Annotated in this window: 16 protein-coding genes; 9 read left to right on the top strand and 7 right to left on the bottom strand. The window is 71.1% G+C overall.

Going from position 1 to position 16516, the window contains the following annotated elements; translation table 11 throughout:
* On the bottom strand, positions 1-1296 hold a 1296-nt coding region (locus AC31A1_RS13490), incomplete at its 3' end, for an 8-oxoguanine deaminase (protein WP_489653521.1).
* A 103-nt stretch (positions 1297-1399) separates the two neighbouring features.
* Here AC31A1_RS13490 and AC31A1_RS13485 point away from each other — a divergent pair.
* The 4 genes from AC31A1_RS13485 (at position 1400) to AC31A1_RS13470 (ending at position 4953) form a co-directional block, all read left to right on the top strand.
* The gene (locus tag AC31A1_RS13485) at positions 1400-2368 is read left to right on the top strand and encodes an acetylxylan esterase (protein ID WP_489653520.1); all 969 of its coding nucleotides are present in this window, start codon (positions 1400-1402) and stop codon (positions 2366-2368) included.
* Between the two features lie 17 nt (positions 2369-2385).
* Positions 2386-2790, top strand: coding sequence for a nuclear transport factor 2 family protein (locus tag AC31A1_RS13480; RefSeq protein WP_489653519.1), 405 nt, complete (start codon positions 2386-2388; stop codon positions 2788-2790).
* Between the two features lie 98 nt (positions 2791-2888).
* Positions 2889-4055: a serine hydrolase domain-containing protein gene (locus AC31A1_RS13475; protein WP_489653518.1), complete on the top strand. Its 1167-nt coding sequence runs from the start codon at positions 2889-2891 to the stop codon at positions 4053-4055.
* A gap of 154 nt (positions 4056-4209) precedes the next feature.
* Positions 4210-4953, top strand: a complete 744-nt coding sequence (locus AC31A1_RS13470) for a GntR family transcriptional regulator (protein WP_489653517.1) — start codon at positions 4210-4212, stop codon at positions 4951-4953.
* Between the two features lie 53 nt (positions 4954-5006).
* Here AC31A1_RS13470 and helR read toward each other — a convergent pair whose 3' ends face one another.
* A complete protein-coding gene (gene helR, locus AC31A1_RS13465) occupies positions 5007-7208 on the bottom strand; it encodes an RNA polymerase recycling motor ATPase HelR (protein WP_489653516.1) in 2202 nt (733 codons plus the stop codon).
* Between the two features lie 95 nt (positions 7209-7303).
* Positions 7304-8539, bottom strand: coding sequence for a glycosyltransferase (locus tag AC31A1_RS13460; protein WP_489653515.1), 1236 nt, complete (start codon positions 8537-8539; stop codon positions 7304-7306).
* Positions 8540-8797: 258 nt separating this feature from the next.
* Between AC31A1_RS13460 and AC31A1_RS13455 the strand changes: the two genes are divergently transcribed.
* Positions 8798-9223: a YciI family protein gene (locus AC31A1_RS13455; RefSeq protein WP_489653514.1), complete on the top strand. Its 426-nt coding sequence runs from the start codon at positions 8798-8800 to the stop codon at positions 9221-9223.
* Positions 9220-10365, top strand: coding sequence for an RNA polymerase sigma factor (locus AC31A1_RS13450; protein WP_489653513.1), 1146 nt, complete (start codon positions 9220-9222; stop codon positions 10363-10365). Before AC31A1_RS13455 ends, AC31A1_RS13450 begins: the two co-directional genes overlap by 4 nt.
* A 10-nt stretch (positions 10366-10375) precedes the next feature.
* On the opposite strand, the gene cynS is transcribed toward AC31A1_RS13450, so the two are convergent.
* Complete coding sequence (gene cynS, locus AC31A1_RS13445) at positions 10376-10822, bottom strand: cyanase (RefSeq protein WP_019057970.1); 447 nt, start codon at positions 10820-10822, stop codon at positions 10376-10378.
* A gap of 141 nt (positions 10823-10963) precedes the next feature.
* Between cynS and AC31A1_RS13440 the strand changes: the two genes are divergently transcribed.
* Both AC31A1_RS13440 and AC31A1_RS13435 read left to right on the top strand, forming a co-directional pair.
* The gene (locus AC31A1_RS13440; RefSeq protein WP_489653512.1) at positions 10964-11797 is read left to right on the top strand and encodes an alpha/beta hydrolase; all 834 of its coding nucleotides are present in this window, start codon (positions 10964-10966) and stop codon (positions 11795-11797) included.
* Between the two features lie 76 nt (positions 11798-11873).
* A complete protein-coding gene (locus AC31A1_RS13435) occupies positions 11874-12686 on the top strand; it encodes an alpha/beta fold hydrolase (protein WP_489653511.1) in 813 nt (270 codons plus the stop codon).
* A gap of 12 nt (positions 12687-12698) precedes the next feature.
* Here AC31A1_RS13435 and AC31A1_RS13430 read toward each other — a convergent pair whose 3' ends face one another.
* A complete protein-coding gene (locus AC31A1_RS13430) occupies positions 12699-13424 on the bottom strand; it encodes a class I SAM-dependent methyltransferase (protein ID WP_489653510.1) in 726 nt (241 codons plus the stop codon).
* A 5-nt stretch (positions 13425-13429) separates the two neighbouring features.
* Positions 13430-13993 carry a PadR family transcriptional regulator gene (locus AC31A1_RS13425; RefSeq protein WP_489653509.1) on the bottom strand — a complete coding sequence of 188 codons (564 nt, stop codon included), beginning with the start codon at positions 13991-13993 and terminating at the stop codon, positions 13430-13432.
* 70 nt (positions 13994-14063) lie between these two features.
* On the opposite strand from AC31A1_RS13425, the gene AC31A1_RS13420 reads away from it, so the two are divergent.
* Positions 14064-14462, top strand: a complete 399-nt coding sequence (locus tag AC31A1_RS13420; RefSeq protein WP_489653508.1) for a nuclear transport factor 2 family protein — start codon at positions 14064-14066, stop codon at positions 14460-14462.
* A 42-nt stretch (positions 14463-14504) separates the two neighbouring features.
* Here the strand turns inward: AC31A1_RS13420 and AC31A1_RS13415 are convergent, their stop codons facing one another.
* Positions 14505-16424, bottom strand: a complete 1920-nt coding sequence (locus tag AC31A1_RS13415) for a hypothetical protein (protein ID WP_489653507.1) — start codon at positions 16422-16424, stop codon at positions 14505-14507.
* Positions 16425-16516: the final 92 nt, after the last annotated feature.

The raw sequence follows: 16516 nt of genomic DNA, 5'->3' as shown, positions 1-16516 counted from the left end.
CGCCAGCACCGGCTCGCCCCGCTCCACCAGCACCCGCCCGCCCACCACGGTCGTCCACGCCCGTGCGGGCCCACACCGCAGCCACGCCTCGACGGGATCACTCACCGCCCCGGCCAGCGCGACCTCGTGCAGGTCCCAGACGACCAGGTCGGCACACGCCCCCGGCCGCAGGTGCCCCAGCTCGTCAGCCCGGCCCAGACACCGCGCCGAACCCCGGGTCGCGATGTCGAGGGCGTCCCGCGCTGTCATCGCACCCGGCCCGCCCCGATACCGCCCAAGGAGCAGCGCACCCCGCGTCTCCATCCACAGCGAGGCGTGATCGGTCGAAGCGGAGCCGTCACAGCCGATACCGACCGGCAGGCCCAGCTCGCGCATCTCCCTCACCCTCGCCGTGCCGCCCCCGATGAGCATGTTGGAGCTGGGGCAGTGCGCCACACCGACGCCCGCGGCGGCGAGGCGGCGCAGTTCGTCGTCGTTCGGGTAGATGCAGTGCGCGACCCAGGTGCGGTCGCTCATCCACCCGGTGTCCTCGAAGTACTCGACGGGCCGGCAGCCGTAGGTCTCCAGGCAGTAGGTGTCCTCGTCGCGGTCCTCGGCGAGGTGCGTGTGCAGGCGGACGTCGTACCGCTCGGCGAGTTCCGCGGTCGCCGTCATCACGTCCTTGGTGACCGAGAACGGCGAGCAGGGGGCGAGCGCGACCCGGATCAGCGCGCCCGGTTCCGGGTCGTGGTGGGCCTTGATCAGCCGCTCGCTGTCGGCCAGCACCTCGTCGGTGCTCTGCGTGACGCTCCTCGGCGGCAGTCCCCCGTCCTCGACGGAGCGGGTCATCGAACCGCGGGTCGCGTGGAACCGGAAGCCGATGTCGCGGGCGGCGCGAATCTCGGCGTCGACGAGGTAGGGGCGCGGATGCACATAGAGGTGGTCGGAGGATGTGGTGCAGCCACCCATGAGGAGTTCCGCCATACCGACGTACGCCGACACGTACGCGGCCTCCTCGTCGAGGCCCGCCCACAGCGGGTAGAGGGTGGTCAGCCAGTCGAAGAGGGTGCCGTTGACGGCGGGGGCGTAGGAGCGGGTGAGGTTCTGGTAGATGTGGTGGTGCGTGTTGATCAGGCCCGGGGTGACGAGCCGCCCGGCGGCCGAGACGGTCGTAAGCGCCTCGGGCTCGGCTCCTCCCACGCCGACGGCGGTGACCCGACCACCCGTGACGGCGACCCAGCCGCCCGGGATCTCCCGCTCGCCGTCCACGACGAGCAGTTCGGCGTCCTTGACCAGCAGATCCACGGCAGACGACATGCCGCCATGGTAGGCGCGGGGCGCCGCACGAGCCTGGCGAGTCCTCCGATGTCACACGTACGGTGTGATCATCCGCACCCACACTTCACAAAGGCGGTCACCGATGGCCCTGTTCGACCTTCCGCTCGACGAACTCCGCGCGTACCGCAGCGATTCCGCCGAGCCCGAGGACTTCGACGCCTTCTGGTCCAAGACCCTCCAGGAGACCCGCGAGCACGATCTGGACGCCCGCTTCGAACCGGTCGACACGGGACTGTCCACGGTGAAGGTGTACGACGTGACGTTCGCCGGGTTCGGCGGTCACCCGGTGAAGGGCTGGCTGCGGCTGCCGGCCGACGCGGCCCAACCGCTGCCGCTGGTCGTGGAGTTCGTGGGTTACGGCGGCGGGCGGGGCCTCCCGCACGAGAACCTGCTGTGGGCCTCGACGGGCCGCGCGCACTTCATCATGGACACGCGCGGTCAGGGCAGTGCGTGGGGCGGCGGCGGTGGCACCCCGGACCCGGTGGGCGGCGCGCCCGCGTACCCCGGCTTCATGACCCGGGGTATCGACGCCCCCGAGAACTACTACTACCGGCGGGTGTTCACGGACGGCGTGCGAGCCGTCGAGGCGGCCCGCTCGCACCCGCTGGTCGATCCCGCGCGCGCGGTGGCCCTCGGCGGGAGCCAGGGCGGCGGCATCAGCATCGCCGTGGGCGGGCTGGTCGGCGACCTGGCCGGGATCGCGCCGGACGTGCCGTTCCTGTGCGACTACCCGCGCGCCGCGACCCTCACGGACCGCGACCCGTACCGGGAGATCGGCAACTATCTGAAGACCCATCGTGGCCGCACCGGGGACGCTCTGCGCACGCTCTCGTACTTCGACGGCGTCCACTTCGCGGCCCGGGGCCGCGCCCCCGCCCTCTTCTCGACCGCCCTGGAGGACCAGACCTGCCCGCCCTCCACGGTGTTCGCCGCGTTCAACGCGTGGGCGCACGAGGACAAGAAGATCGAGGTGTACGACTTCAACGACCATGAGGGCGGCGGCCCTTACCAGGAGGCCGTGAAGCTGGACTGGCTGCGGTCGTACGTCTGAGGGGTACCCACATGGACATGGCCACGAGTGAGGCCGCCGAACGGTTCGTGCGGGTCTGGGCTCGCGCCTGGGCGGAGCACGACGTGGACGCGCTGCTGGAGTTGTACGCCGAGGACTGCGTCCACCGCTCGATGCCTTTCCGCGAACCGCACCGGGGGCGGGCCGAGTTGGCCGCGTATCTGCGGTGGTCGTTCGCGGCGGAGCGGGTGGGCGATGTGCGGTTCTCGGCGCCTGTCGTCGGCCAACACGGCGTCGCCGTGGCCGAGTTCAGGGTGCTGGCCGAGGAGGACGGTGAACCGTCCACGCTGGCCGGCTGTGTCTTCGTGCGCTTCGAAGGCGCCGGGCTGGCCGTGGAGACCCGCGACTACTGGCACACGGAGGCTGGTCACCGGGAGCCGGCCGGCACCTTGTTCCTGAACTGAGCGTACGGCGGCTTCCGGTCAGTCCGACCAGTCGGTATGTTCAGGGGGTCTGGGCCGCAGCGTCGCGGCCCGGACGTCCGGCACACCACGGAGGCCCCATGTCCGAGCGTCAGCCAGCCGTCGACGGCCACTGCGACCCCCGCTTCACGGTGGTGCGCGCGGCGTTCGAGGAGAACTTCCGGGACCGCGGCGAACTGGGCGCCGCGGTGACCGTCACCGTCGACGGCGAGACCGTGGTCGACCTCTGGGGCGGCTGGGCCGACGCGGCACGGACCCGCCCCTGGGAGCGGGACACGCTGGTCAACGTGTGGTCGACGACGAAGGGCCCGGTGGCCCTGTGCGCCCACATCCTCGCCGACCGCGGCCTGCTCGACCTCGACGCCCCGGTGGCCGCGTACTGGCCGGAGTTCGCCGCCGCCGGCAAGGAGAACGTCCTCGTACGCCACCTGCTCTCCCACCGTGCCGGACTGGCCGGCCTGCGTGAGCCGCACTCTCTCGCGCAGCTCTACGACTGGGAGTTGACCACCGAGCGGCTCGCGGCGACGGAGCCCTGGTGGGAGCCGGGGACGCGATCCGGGTACCACGCGCTCACCTACGGCTTCCTCGTCGGCGAAGTGGTGCGCCGCGTCTCGGGGTTGCTCCCGAGCGCCTTCCTGGAGCGCGAGGTCACCGGCCCGCTCGGGATCGACTTCACCATCGGGCTGCCGGAGAAGGAGGCCGGCCGAGCGGCCGAGCTGGTGCATCCGCCCGCCGCGTCGGCGAGTGAACAGGCCGCGGTCTTCAGCCAGTTGGCGCCCGCGGCCATCGCCGCGCTGACCAACCCGGTCGCGGGCGCGGCCGAGGCCAACACCCCTCAGTGGCGCGCCGCGGAGATCCCGGCCGCGAACGGCCACGGCACCGCACGCGCGATCGCCGCGCTCTACGGCGTCTTCGCCGGGCGCGGGACCTACGACGGCCACCGCGTCCTGTCCCCCGAGGCGGCCGAGCGGGTGCGCGAGGGGCAGGGCAGCTGCCGTGACCTGGTGCTCGGCGCGGGCTTCGCGCACGACACGGAGGTCGGGCTCGGCCTGTGGCTCAGCGGCCCGAACGGATCGTACGGCCGCAACCCGAGGGCTTTCGGACACGACGGCTTCGGCGGCTCCTTCGGTCTCGCCGACCCGGAGGCGGGGGTGTCGATGGGCTATGCGATGAACCGGATGGGGCCTCATATCGCCGACGACCCGCGGAAGATGACCCTGATCGAGGCCGTGCACGACGCCCTGTGAGGGATGATCGGCGCGGGCCGGTTTCGGCCGAACTGCCCTGCCGCTCTTCCCTGGTGGTTTAGACCAATGCTAGATCTGGTCGCGCAACGAGCCCGCACGGCTACGAATCGTCACCAGTTCTGCCCTCAGTCTTGTCACCAACAGGAGGCGCGGCATGGCCCGCACCACCCCCCACGACCACCCGACCGCCGACGACCAGCCCCTCTACGGGAAGGTCGCCGCCCAACTCCTCGGCGAACTCCACGACGGCACCATCCCGCCCGGTGAACGCCTGCCCGGCGAACGGCAGTTGGCCGAACACTTCCAGGTCAGCCGGGAGACCGTAAGACAGGCGCTGGAGGTGCTGCGCAGGGACGGCCTGGTCTCCACCGACCGGCGCGGCAGCCACGCCACCCTGGCAGGCCGGCCCGTCGAGACCCCGTCCTCCCTCACCTTCCCGGTCGGCGCCCGCAGCACGGACCCGTCCGGCTTCGACCGGGCCACCGTCGCCTGGGAGAATCCCCCGCCCGACCACGCCGAGGCCCTGCGCATCGCTCCGCACCGGCCGACCCTCGTGCACCGCTACGCGTCCGCGGCGGCCGACGGCAGCGGGCTGCGTACGGCCGTCACGTCCTTCTCGGCGGTGGCGCTGGCCGAGGTGGAGGAACTGGCCCGCTACCGCGGCCGCGCCGACGGCTCCGCCGCCGCCCAACTCCGGCGCACCTACGACTGGATGCGCCGGGCGGGTCTGACCCTGCACCACCGGGACGCCATCACCCAGGTCGCGAACGCGCCCTCGGTCCGCGTGACCCGCCGCGTGCACGACCAGTACGCGCGCCCGCTGGAGATCACCGACCTGGTGGTGGAGGCCCAACAGGACGCCCTGATCTACGAGTTCACACTGCCCGCCGCAGGCTGACACCAAGGACGTCGGCGCGCGGCAAGCCCCGCCTCGCCGCGCGCCACGCCGACTCAGGCGCTCGTGAGGACGACGAGCTGCTGGGTCGCCCGGGTCATCGCCACATAGTGGTCGACGGCTCCTTCGATGCCCTCGCCGAACTGCTCCGGGTCGATGAGGACGACCAGGTCGAACTCAAGTCCCTTGGACAGTACGGGAGTCAGCGCCCGAACGCGGGGCCGCGTCCGGAAGATGTCCGCGTCCGTCCCGTCCGTACCGATGACACAGCCGATCCCGTCCGCGTGCTCGGCGAGCCAGGTGTCGAGGACCGACTCCAGGCCGGCGGTGGGTCCGTGGACGACGGGGATGCCGCTGCTGCGGATGGAGGTCGGCACGTTGGCGTCCGGGAGCACGGCACGGATGACCGGCTCGGCCTCCGTCATGATCTCTTCTGGGGTGCGGTAGTTGACGGTCAGGGACGCGAGGTCGATCCGGTCGAGGCCGACCCGCTTCAGCCGTTCCTGCCACGACTCGGTGAAGCCGTGCCGGGCCTGGGCGCGGTCGCCGACGACGGTGAAGCTGCGGGACGGGCAGCGCAGCAGGAGCATCTGCCATTCCGCGTCGGTGAGTTCCTGTGCCTCGTCCACGACGATGTGCGCGAACGGCCCGGCGAGCAGGTCGGGTTCGATGGCGGACACCTGTGCGGCCTCGTCGATCAGCGCGTCCCGTAGGTCCTGCCCGTGGAGCATGCCCATCGCGCCTTCACTCTCGTCGATCTCGACGTTCTGCAGCAGGCTGTCGATGACGTCGGTCCTGCGCGCGTGTTCGGCGACGACGGCGGCTTCCTGCCGACGCTTGCGGCGCGCGGACTCGGGGTCGCCGAGCCGTTGCCGCGCCGCGTCGAGCAGCGGCAGGTCGGACACCGTCCAGGCCTGGGCGTCCGCGCGCTGCAACCGCTGGACCTCGTCGCGGCTCAGCGCGGGGGCGCACTTGCGCAGGTAGGCCGGTACGGTCCACAGGTCCCCGACGAGGTCGGCCGCTTCGAGCAGCGGCCATGCGCGGTTGAAGGCGGTGAGCAGGTCCCTGTTCTGCCGCAGCGACCGCCGGAGCTGGTCGGGCGTGACCTTCCCGTCCTCGCCGTCCTGCGGCGAGGCGGTGTCGTCGTGCTTGTCGACCAGGATCGTGAGCAGCTCCTGCCAGACCTGCTCGCGTCCCTCGTTGTGCGGGGTGCCGGGTTCGGCCGCCTCGAACGCGACGGCCCAGTCCTCGGGGCTCAGCCAGATGTCGGACCAGTGCGTGGTGACGTTCATGCCCTTGGTGGGCGGCTCCTCGTAGAACCGGACGGCGGGTTCGATCGCCCGCACCAGCTGCACGGACGACTTCAGCCGGGCCACTTCCGGATCGGCCTCTACGACCGCCGCGGCGCCCTCGGCGACGAGGTCCCGCAGGATGCAGGTCTGCACACCCTCCTCGCCGAGGCTGGGGAGGACGTCGGCGACGTAGTCCAGATAGGGCCGGTGCGGACCGACGAACAGCACGCCGCCCCTGCGGTGTCCGAGGCGCGGGTCGGAGTAGAGGAGGTAGGCGGAGCGGTGCAGGGCGACGACGGTCTTGCCGGTGCCGGGGCCGCCGTCGACGACGAGCGCGCCGCGTGATCCCGCGCGGATGATGGCGTCCTGGTCGGCCTGGATGGTGCCGAGCACATCGCGCATCCGGCCCGAGCGGTTGCCGCCGAGGCTGGCGATGAACGCGGACTGGTCGTCGAGCGCGGCGTGTCCGGCGAAGCCGTCGGCGGTGAACACCTCGTCCCAGTAGTCGCTGATCCGGCCGCGCGTCCACCGGTACCTGCGGCGGCTCGCCAGACCCATCGGGTTGGCGTGGGTCGCGCCGAAGAACGGCTCCGCCGCGGGCGAGCGCCAGTCGAGCAGCAGCCGTCGGCCCGTGCTGTCGGTGAGGCCGAGCCGCCCGATGTACACGGGCTCGGAGGTGTCGGCGTCCACCATGTGGCCCAGACACAGGTCCAGGCCGAAGCGACGTAGGGTGCGCAGCCGTGTGGTGAGCCGGTGGATCTCCGTGTCCCGGTCCATCGCCGCCCGGCCGATGCCGCCGGGTGCCCTGCGCGCGACGTCGAGGCTCTCGGTGAGTTCCGCGATCGACCGGTCGAGGCTCTCCGCGATCGCCGCGAAATGCTGCTCGTCGGTGGCGATCAGCGTCGGGTCGGCCTTGGCGGAGAGCCGGTCGGGAAGGTCGAAGGCGCTGGTGGTCAGGGGGTTCACGGCATCAATTCCGATCTGGGGTCGCTCACGGCCCGGCGTGCGGCTGGGCGTGGGGACCGGTGCGTGCGGTTTCTCGTGTGCTCGGTTCGGCCGGTTCACGCGTGCGTGGTCCGCCCTTCCCCGCTGACCATGTCCAGGAGCAGCTTCGCGGCCACGGTCGTCCCGTCGGTGCGGATCGTGCCGGCCACGGCCCGCGCCCGCTCCCGGAGCCCGGGCGCCAGGACGGTGGTGAGCGCGGCCGACAGGGAGTCGTAGGTCGGCGTCGCCCCGTCGTGTGCGGCGCCGATGCCCAGCTCGGCCACTCCTGCGGCCCAGTATGGCTGGTCGGCGATCTGCGGCACGACCAGCTGCGGTACGCCGGCCAGCGCGGCGGTCGTCGTGGTGCCCGCGCCGCCGTGGTGCACGACGGCGGCGACCCGCCGGAACAGCGCCTGCTGGTTGACCTCTCCTACGACGAAGCAGTCGTCCCGGTCGTCGACAGCGGCCAGGCCCGCCCAGCCGCCGGCAAGGAGGACCCGGCGGCCCTGTGCGCGGACCGCGTCGATGGCGACCCGGGCGAGGTCCGGCGAGGTGCGCAGGGCCATGCTGCCGAAGCCGACGTACACCGGCTCCTCACCCGCCGCCAAAAACGTCTCCAGGTCGGCCGGGAGCGGGCGTCCGTCGGGCAGGATCCACGGTCCGGTCACGACGACGTCGAGATCGGTGTGGTCCTGCCACGGGAACAGCGCCGGGTCCGCCGCCAGCCACGGCCGCTCGGTGAAGACGTAGTCGCGTACGTTCTCGACCGGTGGCAGGCCGAGCTCCGCGCGGTGCCGGTTCTCCGCCTCGCCGTACAGGGCGTTCACGCGCTGGGCGTCCTGCTCCCACAGTGCCTTGATGTCGGTCTCCTCCGGCGAGGACGCGTGGCCGGGCCGCGAGAGCGGAGGGTACTTCGACGACGGCAGTCCGGCCGTGTGGAAGCAGGCGAGCACATAGCGGATCCCGAGTTTCTCGGCGACCGAGCGGGCGCCGGCCGGCATCAGGCCGGTGGCCAGCAGCACGTCACAGCCCTCGGCCGCAGCGGTGAGCGTCTCGTACCGGGCGGCGACCAGCTCGGGCGCGAGCTGGAACGCCCGCTCCGCCGACGGCGGCTTCGCACCGTTCACCACGGACCGCACCGACGGACCGAGCGGCGTCAACGGCACACCGGCCCGGGCCAGCAACTCCACGAACTCCTCGTCCGGCGGCGCGCACACCCGCACCTCCGCGCCGAGTTCCAGCAGGCGCGACGCGAGTCCCGCGAGCGGTTCGACATCCCCGCGCGATCCCCACGTCGTCAGCAACACACGCATTCGAGACTCCCGTTTCCGCAGGTCGTGGCCTCAGGCCGGACATTCTGCGGCACGACGGTGGCCTTGCCGCAAGCCCCCCGGTGCGCTATACGTTAAGAAGGGAAGGCGAGTGGGTACGCCTCCCTTTCCGCCCTCCCCGAAGAACTCGCGAAACTCTCGGCGAGAAAATCCGCCGCCGATGTCGAGATCCCGCGCCCGGCTCCGTCCCCGAGGTGAACGCGACCACAATGGGTCGCACCAGCACCGAGGAGAACGACCATGGCCAAGTACCTGCTGCTGAAGCACTACCGCGGCGCCCCCGCCGCCGTGAACGACGTCCCCATGGACCAGTGGGCCCCCGAGGAGATCACGGCCCATGTCCAGTACATGAACGACTTCGCGGCCCGGCTGGAGAAGACCGGCGAGTTCGTCGACAGCCAGGCGCTCTCCCCCGAGGGCACCTTCGTCCGCTACGACGGTGAGGGGCGCCCGCCCATCACCGACGGGCCGTTCGCCGAGACCAAGGACGTCATCGCCGGCTGGATGGTGATCGACGTCGACACCTACGAGCGCGCCGTGGAACTGGCCGGTGAGCTGTCGGCCGCGCCCGGGGCCGGTGGCAGGCCGATCCACGAGTGGCTGGAGCTGCGGCCGTTCCTGGGCGCGCACTCCACCGTCACGGACACGGAGTGCACTTTCAAGTGAACGAGGTCCTGCTGAGGAGCCTCACGCCGAGCGTGCTCGGCATCCTCGTCCGCCGCGGAGCAGACTTCGCGGCGGCCGAGGACGCCGTACAGGACGCGCTCGTCGAGGCGGTCCGGGTGTGGCCGGAGGATCCGCCGCGGGACGCGAAGGGCTGGCTGGTCACGGTGGCGTGGCGGCGGTTCCTCGACGCTGCGCGGGCGGACACCGCTCGCCGCAGGCGTGAGGACCTCGTGGACGAGGAGCCGGCTCCCGGGTCCGCGCCCGCGACGGACGACACGCTCCAGCTCTACTTCCTGTGCGCCCACCCGAAGTTGACGCCGTCGTCGGCGGTCGCGCTCACCCTGCGCGCCGTCGGCGGGCTCACCACCCGGCAGATCGCGCAGGCCTATCTGGTGCCCGAGGCGACGATGGCGCAGCGCATCAGCCGGGCCAAGCGCACCGTCTCCGATGTGCGCTTCGACCAGCCCGGCGATGTCGCGACCGTGCTGCGCGTCCTCTACCTGGTGTTCAACGAGGGCTACTCCGGCGACGTCGACCTCGCCGCCGAGGCGATCCGGCTCACCCGGCAGCTCGCCGCCGCGATCGACCACCCCGAGGTCGCGGGCCTGCTCGCGCTCATGCTGCTGCACCACGCCCGGCGCGCCGCCCGGACGGCGCCGGACGGGAGCCTGGTGCCGCTCGCCGAGCAGGACCGCGGGCGCTGGGACACGTCGGCGATCGCCGAGGGCGTCACCATCCTCCAAGTCGCCCTCGCCCGCGACCGGTTGGGCGAGTTCCAGGCGCAGGCGGCGATCGCGGCGCTCCACGCGGACGCGCCCACCGCCGAGGAGACGGACTGGGTGCAGATCGTCGAGTGGTACGACGAACTCGTCGGCCTGACCGACAGCCCGGTGGTCCGCCTCAACCGCGCGGTCGCCGTGGGCGAGGCCGACGGCCCGCGCGCGGGCCTGGCCGCGCTCGCACCCCTGGACGACACGCTGCCCCGCCACACCGCGGTGGCGGCCTACCTCCACGAACGCGACGGCGACCTGAAGACGGCGGCCCGGCTGTACGCGGAGGCGGCACTCAAGGCACCCAATCTCGCCGAGCGCGACCACTTGACCCGTCAGGCCGCCCGGCTCAACGCGGGCCGGAGTCGCTGACGGGGCACGGTCACTCCCACTGGTACTGCAGGTACTTCCCGTCGAGGGTGATGACGACCCGGTCACCGGCGGGGTCGGGCACGCGGCTGACGTCGAGGCGGAAGTTGATGGCGCTCATGATGCCGTCGCCGCACTGCTCGTGGATCAGTTCCTTGATGGTGGGGCCGTAGACCTGGATCACCTCGTAGAGCCGGTAGATCGTCGGGTCCACGGGTACGGCCGCGTCCAACGCGCCCCGGGTCGGCTGGAGTTGGAAGGCGAGGGCGGCGTCCTCGCCGAGTTCGAGGAGGGCGGCGGCCGTCGCCGCCTCGTCCTTGGACATGGGGTGCTGGCCCAGCAGGGCCGCGGTGGTCCACGCGAGCGGCCGGCCCACGGCCTCCGCCAACTGGGCCCATGTGACTCCGGTCTTCACCTTGGCCTGACGGACCGCTTCGCCGGCTTCACCCTTGCTGAGCATGCACAACTCCGTTCCCGGACAGCACTTTTGCCCCCACGCCGTTCAGCGTAGGAGATCGCCCATGCCGCGACAATGGCGTCCTCCCGCACCAACTGCGGCCGTACACCGGACTCCGGGACTCCACGGACGCATACTGCGGGCATGACCCATATCGACGTACAGCAGATCGAGCGGGCGAACGCCACCGAACGCACGCCGGTCGTCTTCGTCCACGGCCTGTGGCTGTTGCCGAGCAGTTGGGACCGCTGGGCGGCGCACTTCGAGCAGGCCGGGTACGCGCCGGTCTCGCTGTCCTGGCCGGACGACCCGGAGACGGTCGAGGAAGCCAACGCGCACCCCGAGGTCATGGCGGGCAAGACGGTCGGCCAAGTCGCCGACCACCTCACGGAGTTGATCGGCACACTGACCCGCAAGCCGGCGGTCATCGGTCACTCCTTCGGCGGGCTGCTCACGCAGATCCTCGCCGGGCGCGGACTGTCCGCCGCGTCCGTGGCGATCGACCCGGCGCCGTTCCGGGGCGTGTTGCCCCTGCCGATCTCCGCGCTGCGCTCCTCCGCACCGGTCCTCAGCAACCCCGCCAACCGCAATCGCGCGGTCCCCCTGACCTACGACCAGTTCCGCTACGGCTTCGCCAACGCCGTCGGTGAGGAGGAGGCACGGGAGCTGTACGAGACGTTCGCGGTGCCCGCGCCGGGTGCCCCGCTGTTCCAGGCGGCCACGGCGAACCTCAACCCCTGGACCGAGGCGAAGGTCGACACGGAGAACCCCGAACGCGGCCCGCTCCTGATCATCTCGGGCGAGAAGGACCACACCGTGCCCTGGTCGATCGCCAACGCCTCCTACAAGAAGCAGCAGCACAACAAGAACGTCACCGAGATCACCGAGATCAAGGACCGGGGCCACGCGCTGACCATCGACCACGGCTGGCAGGAGGTCGCGGACACCGCCCTGTCGTTCGTGCGCCGCTATGTCTGAACTCCCGCACGGCCAACCGAGCACCGATGAGCACGCGTTCGACGCCGATCTCCTCGACCTCAACCGGAGCTGACCGATGACGATTTCGCGTAGACCCCTGCTCCTGGGGGCAGTTGTCACGGCCGGCACCCTCGCGGCCACCGCACTCCCGGCCTCGGCGGCATCCGCCACCGGAGGTTCGCACTCGACGCCGAAGCCCACCGCGGTCCTGGTGCACGGGGCGTTCGCCGACGCGTCCAGCTGGTCGGCCGTGGCCTCCCGGCTGCAGAAGGCGGGGTACACGGTCGTGGCGCCCGCCAATCCGCTGCGCGGGCTGACCACGGACGCCGCCTACATTTCCGCGATCCTCAAGAGCATCGACGGCCCGAAGGTGGTCGTAGGACACTCCTACGGCGGCGCGGTGATCACCCAGGCGGCCGCGGGCGACGCGAGTGTGAAGGCGCTCGTGTACGTCGCGGCCTTCGTACCCGACAAGGGCGAGCAACTGGGCGAACTCGGCGCGCGGTTCCCCGGCTCGCAGCTGAGCGACGCGTTGCAGCCGCTGCCCGACGGCGCGGGCGGTACCGATCTGGCCATCCAGACGGCGAAGTTCCACGCGGTGTTCACCGCCGACCTCCCGGCGTCCACGTCCGCGCTGCTGGGGGCCTCTCAACGCCCCATCAGCGCGGCCGCGTTCACGGACGTCGCCACGGCGGCGGCCTGGCGCGACATCCCCTCGTGGGCGGTCGTTGCGGCGCAGGACCGGGCGATCGCTCCCGACCTGGAGCGCTTCGAGGCCAAACGGGCCGGTTCGCACACGACCGTGGTGGACTCCTCGCACGTCGTGATGATCTCCCACCCCGACCTGGTCACGAAAGTCATCAAGTCGGCGGCGACAGCGACAGGTTGAGACCTCCTGCGGCTAGGGCAGCCGTCGCGCCGCCACCATGCGGACGCGGGGGCTGCCGTCGCCGCGCTGCCCGAACTCGGACAGGGGGTAGAGGTCGACGTCGAAGCCGACCCGCTCCAACTCCGGTCGCACGAAACCAAGTTGGAAGTCCCGGTAGTACATGACGAACGGCGGGCGCCAAACCGCGTTGCGTACCTTCATCACCGCGTCGAAGCCGGACAGCATCCAATACGCGGGGGATGTGGGGCGCGGCGGTGCGAGGACGGGGAAGGCGAAGCATCCGCCGGGCCGCAGCACCGAGTGGACCTGGGTGAACAGCCCCGGCAGTTCGCGGGGCAGGAAGTGGCCGAACGCCCCGAAGCTCACCACCAGGTCGAAGGCCGCAGTGAACGGCAGGGCCCTGGCGTCGGCGCGCACCCACGAGACGCGGCGTTCGCTGCTCGTCACGCGTTCCCGGGCGACTTCGAGCATGCCCGCGCTGAAGTCCACGCCGGTGACGCTCTGTTGGCACACCTTCGCGAGCACCTCGGCGCCCGCGCCCGTGCCGCAGCACAGGTCGAGGCCGTCGTCGAAGGGGCCGACGCGGCGCAGCATCGTGGCGGCCGCGTCGAGCAGCGGGGCCGGTGTCCGGAACGGGGTGTGGTCGAACTTGGGCGCGAGGAGGTCGTAGCCGTGCTCGACGGACGACAGGGCCTGGACGGCGAGTTCGCGCAGACTGGGGCCTTCGGGGCTGAACATCCGGGTCAGCCTAGGGCAACGCGCTGCTTCAGGATCGCGAGAACGCGCTCGCACCAGCGCAGGTTCTCCTCCTCGAAGGTGATCCCGGCCATGAGCGTGAGATACGGCCCGATGCGGTCGGCGTCGCGGAGGTACTCCTCCTCGGTCAGGCCGCCGAGGAGTCGGTCCCGTACGCGCTCGTAGCGGTCGAGCTTGCCGCGCGCCCACGACCTGCGCTCCTCGATCAGCTCGCGGGTCACGGCGGGGTCGGTGCCGTCCATGGCCTGGATCTTGATGAGGAGTTCGTCGCGGATGGCGGTGGGCCGCCGGGGCGGCTCGGCGGCGAAGGTGTCGAGGTCGCGCCGGCCCGCCTCGGTGAGCGTGAACATCCTTTTGTTGGGCCTGCGTTCCTGCTGTACGACCCGTGCCTCGATCAGCCCGTCCTGTGCGAGGCGCTCCAGTTCGCGGTAGAGCTGCTGCGGTGTCGCGGGCCAGAAGTTCGCCAGCGACACGTCGAACACCTTGGCCAGCTCGTAGCCCGAGGCCTCGCCTTCCAGGAGGGCCGCGAGGACCGCGTACTTGAGGGACATGTGGACACGCTAACAGCCGTTGATTAGTCTCATCCACACCTACTCAACTAATTGACTATGAGGTGAGCCCATGCGTGCGTTCCGTGAGGCGGTCGAGGCGCAGGACATGGACGCCGTCGAGGCGCTGCTGGCCGAGGACGTGGTCTTCACCAGCCCGGTCGTGTTCAAGCCGTATCCCGGGAAGGCGATCACCGCGGCGATCCTGCACGGGGTGGCGCGGGTCTTCGAGGACTTCCGGTACGTACGGGAGATCGGCGACCCGGACGGCAGCGACCACGCGCTGGTGTTCGCCGCGCGGGTCGGCGACCGCGAGCTGACCGGCTGCGACTTCATCCACGTCGACGAGGAGGGCCTGATCGACGAACTGACGGTCATGGTGCGGCCGTTGTCGGGGGCACAGGCCCTCCAGGCCGCCATGGGGGCGCAGTTCGAGCGGATCGCGAAGGAGGCGGAGGCGCGGCTCGCGTGAAGTGCGGGTCCTGAGCCCTGAGCGGCGCGCCTCCGCCATGGCTCACGCGACGGTCAGCGTGAGGGCGCCCGTGTAGGTCTGGCCCGCCGTGATGGCCGTGGCCGTCCCGTCGACCGTGAGCGTGACCTTCTTGCCGCGGGGCGCCCTGACGGTCGCGTCGGCGGCGAGGGCGAGCCGGGTCAGGTACGAGGTGCCGGTGACGGTCCACGTCGAGCCGCTGTCGAGCTGCACGATCGCGCCGTTGTTGACGGCGGCCTGCGCGGTGTTGGTGACGATGCCCAGCTCGTAGAAGGTCGACGCGTCGATGCTGGAGACACGGTGCTTGGCCTTCGACGCCGAGATCACGCCCTCGACACTCGCGGCCTCGAAGGTGAGGACCATGTTCTTCCCCGTACGCATGCCGTTGTAGAAGTCGCCCTTCAAAGCAATCGAGTTGAAGGTAGCGGCTCCGTCGGTGGCGTGCACGGCGGTCGGGTCGAAGCTCGCGTCCTTCGCCGGGTCGCCCGTGGGCTCGGTGTAGACGCCGATGTTCATCATCTTGCCGTTGACGTTGACCGGGCCCGGGTCGTCCAGCTCGATCATCTGGAGGATGATCCCGTCGCGCGGGTTGAGCCGGGCGCCCTGCGAGCCGTCGACGCTGATCGCGGTCTGCTGGCCCTTGTTGAGGAAGGTGGCCCGGTCGGAGTTGATCACCGTGCCGCCGTCGAGGGTGAGTTGGCCGGCGCCGAAGAACATGTAGCCGAAGTGCCCGGAGTTCACGACGGTGCTGCGCGCCGGGATCGACGCCAACTCGGCCTGGGACAGCCCGAGTTCCAGCTCGGTGTTGAGTGCGGCGACGGCGGACCTGGTGCTGTCCCCGTAGTGCACGACCGCCGCCGGGCCCGCGATGATGGTCGCGTAACTGCCGACGTCGAGCCGGGAGCCGAGCACCCGCACGGTCGCGTCACCGATGGCGTAGGTGCCGTAGCCGTACTCCCCCGTGTTGCCGAAGTGGCTGTTGATCGCGGTCAGTTTGAGCCCGCTGCCGCCCTCGACCGACAGGGCGCCCCAAGTCTCGGAGAACACGGTCGAGTTGAGGTAGGTGGCCTTGCTGTTCTTGCCGATGAGGTTGGTGGCGCGGACGTTGCCGTCGAGTCCGAGCATCCACGGCACGGACTCCATGTACGGCGTCTCCACGGTGGCTTGGTAGTCGGCGGGCAGGACGCCGTTGCGGGCGCGGAGGACGGAGTCCCTGACGATGACGTTGGCGCCGTCGTTGGAGATGACGGCGGTGCGCACGACGCCCTTGTTGTCGACCCGGGCGCCGTCCACGACGAGCGTGGTCGAGGAACCGTCGCCGACGACCGCGGCGCCGTAGCCCGCGAAGTCGCAACGGCCGTTGCCCGTAAGGGAGATGGAGGGCCGGTCGAGCCTGTAGGTGGCGTCCTGGACGTAGACGCCGTCGAAGCACTCGCCGGTCGAGGTGATCGACACGTTCTTCGCGTAGGCATCCGTCAGCTTGCCCCCGAGGACGGCCGCGAGGACGGACTTGTCCTTGACCACGCCGTCGCCGTCGACGTAAACCGCCTGCCGGAAGGGGAAGGGGAGCGTCTCGTACGTCACCTCGTTGGCCGCGGCGACGGTCAGGACGACGTCTCCCCGGTAGGTGCCCGCCTGGATCAGGGTGGCCGTTCCGCCGGTGGCGGTGAGGAGTTGGCCGGTCTCCACTCCGTCGACGGTCAGGGAGAGACTGGAGCCGTCCGGGGCGGCGATCGTGCCGCCGGCGGCGATGGACAGCTCGCTCACGCGGGTGGTCGCGGAGACCGTGTACGTCTCACCGGACCCGACCGAGATCCGCGTGCCCGAAGCCTTCGGGGTCTTGGTGGCCGTCGGCGCGGCGGTGGCGGAACCCGCCGGCACGAGTACGGCTCCGGCCGTGGCGGTACCGGCGATCAGGACCGAGCGTCGGGTGATCAGCGTCATTGCTTGCCTTCCCAGGGATCGATGCGCCGTCGCGCAGTGTGACCGGCCGGCCGTCGAACGCGGGATGCGGACGGCCCGGCGGAGGCACCGAA

The organism is Streptomyces sp. P5F9 (genome assembly GCF_057961495.1).
The sequence above is the reverse complement of the archived record's forward strand: the minus strand, read 5'-3'. Positions and strand labels throughout refer to the sequence as shown.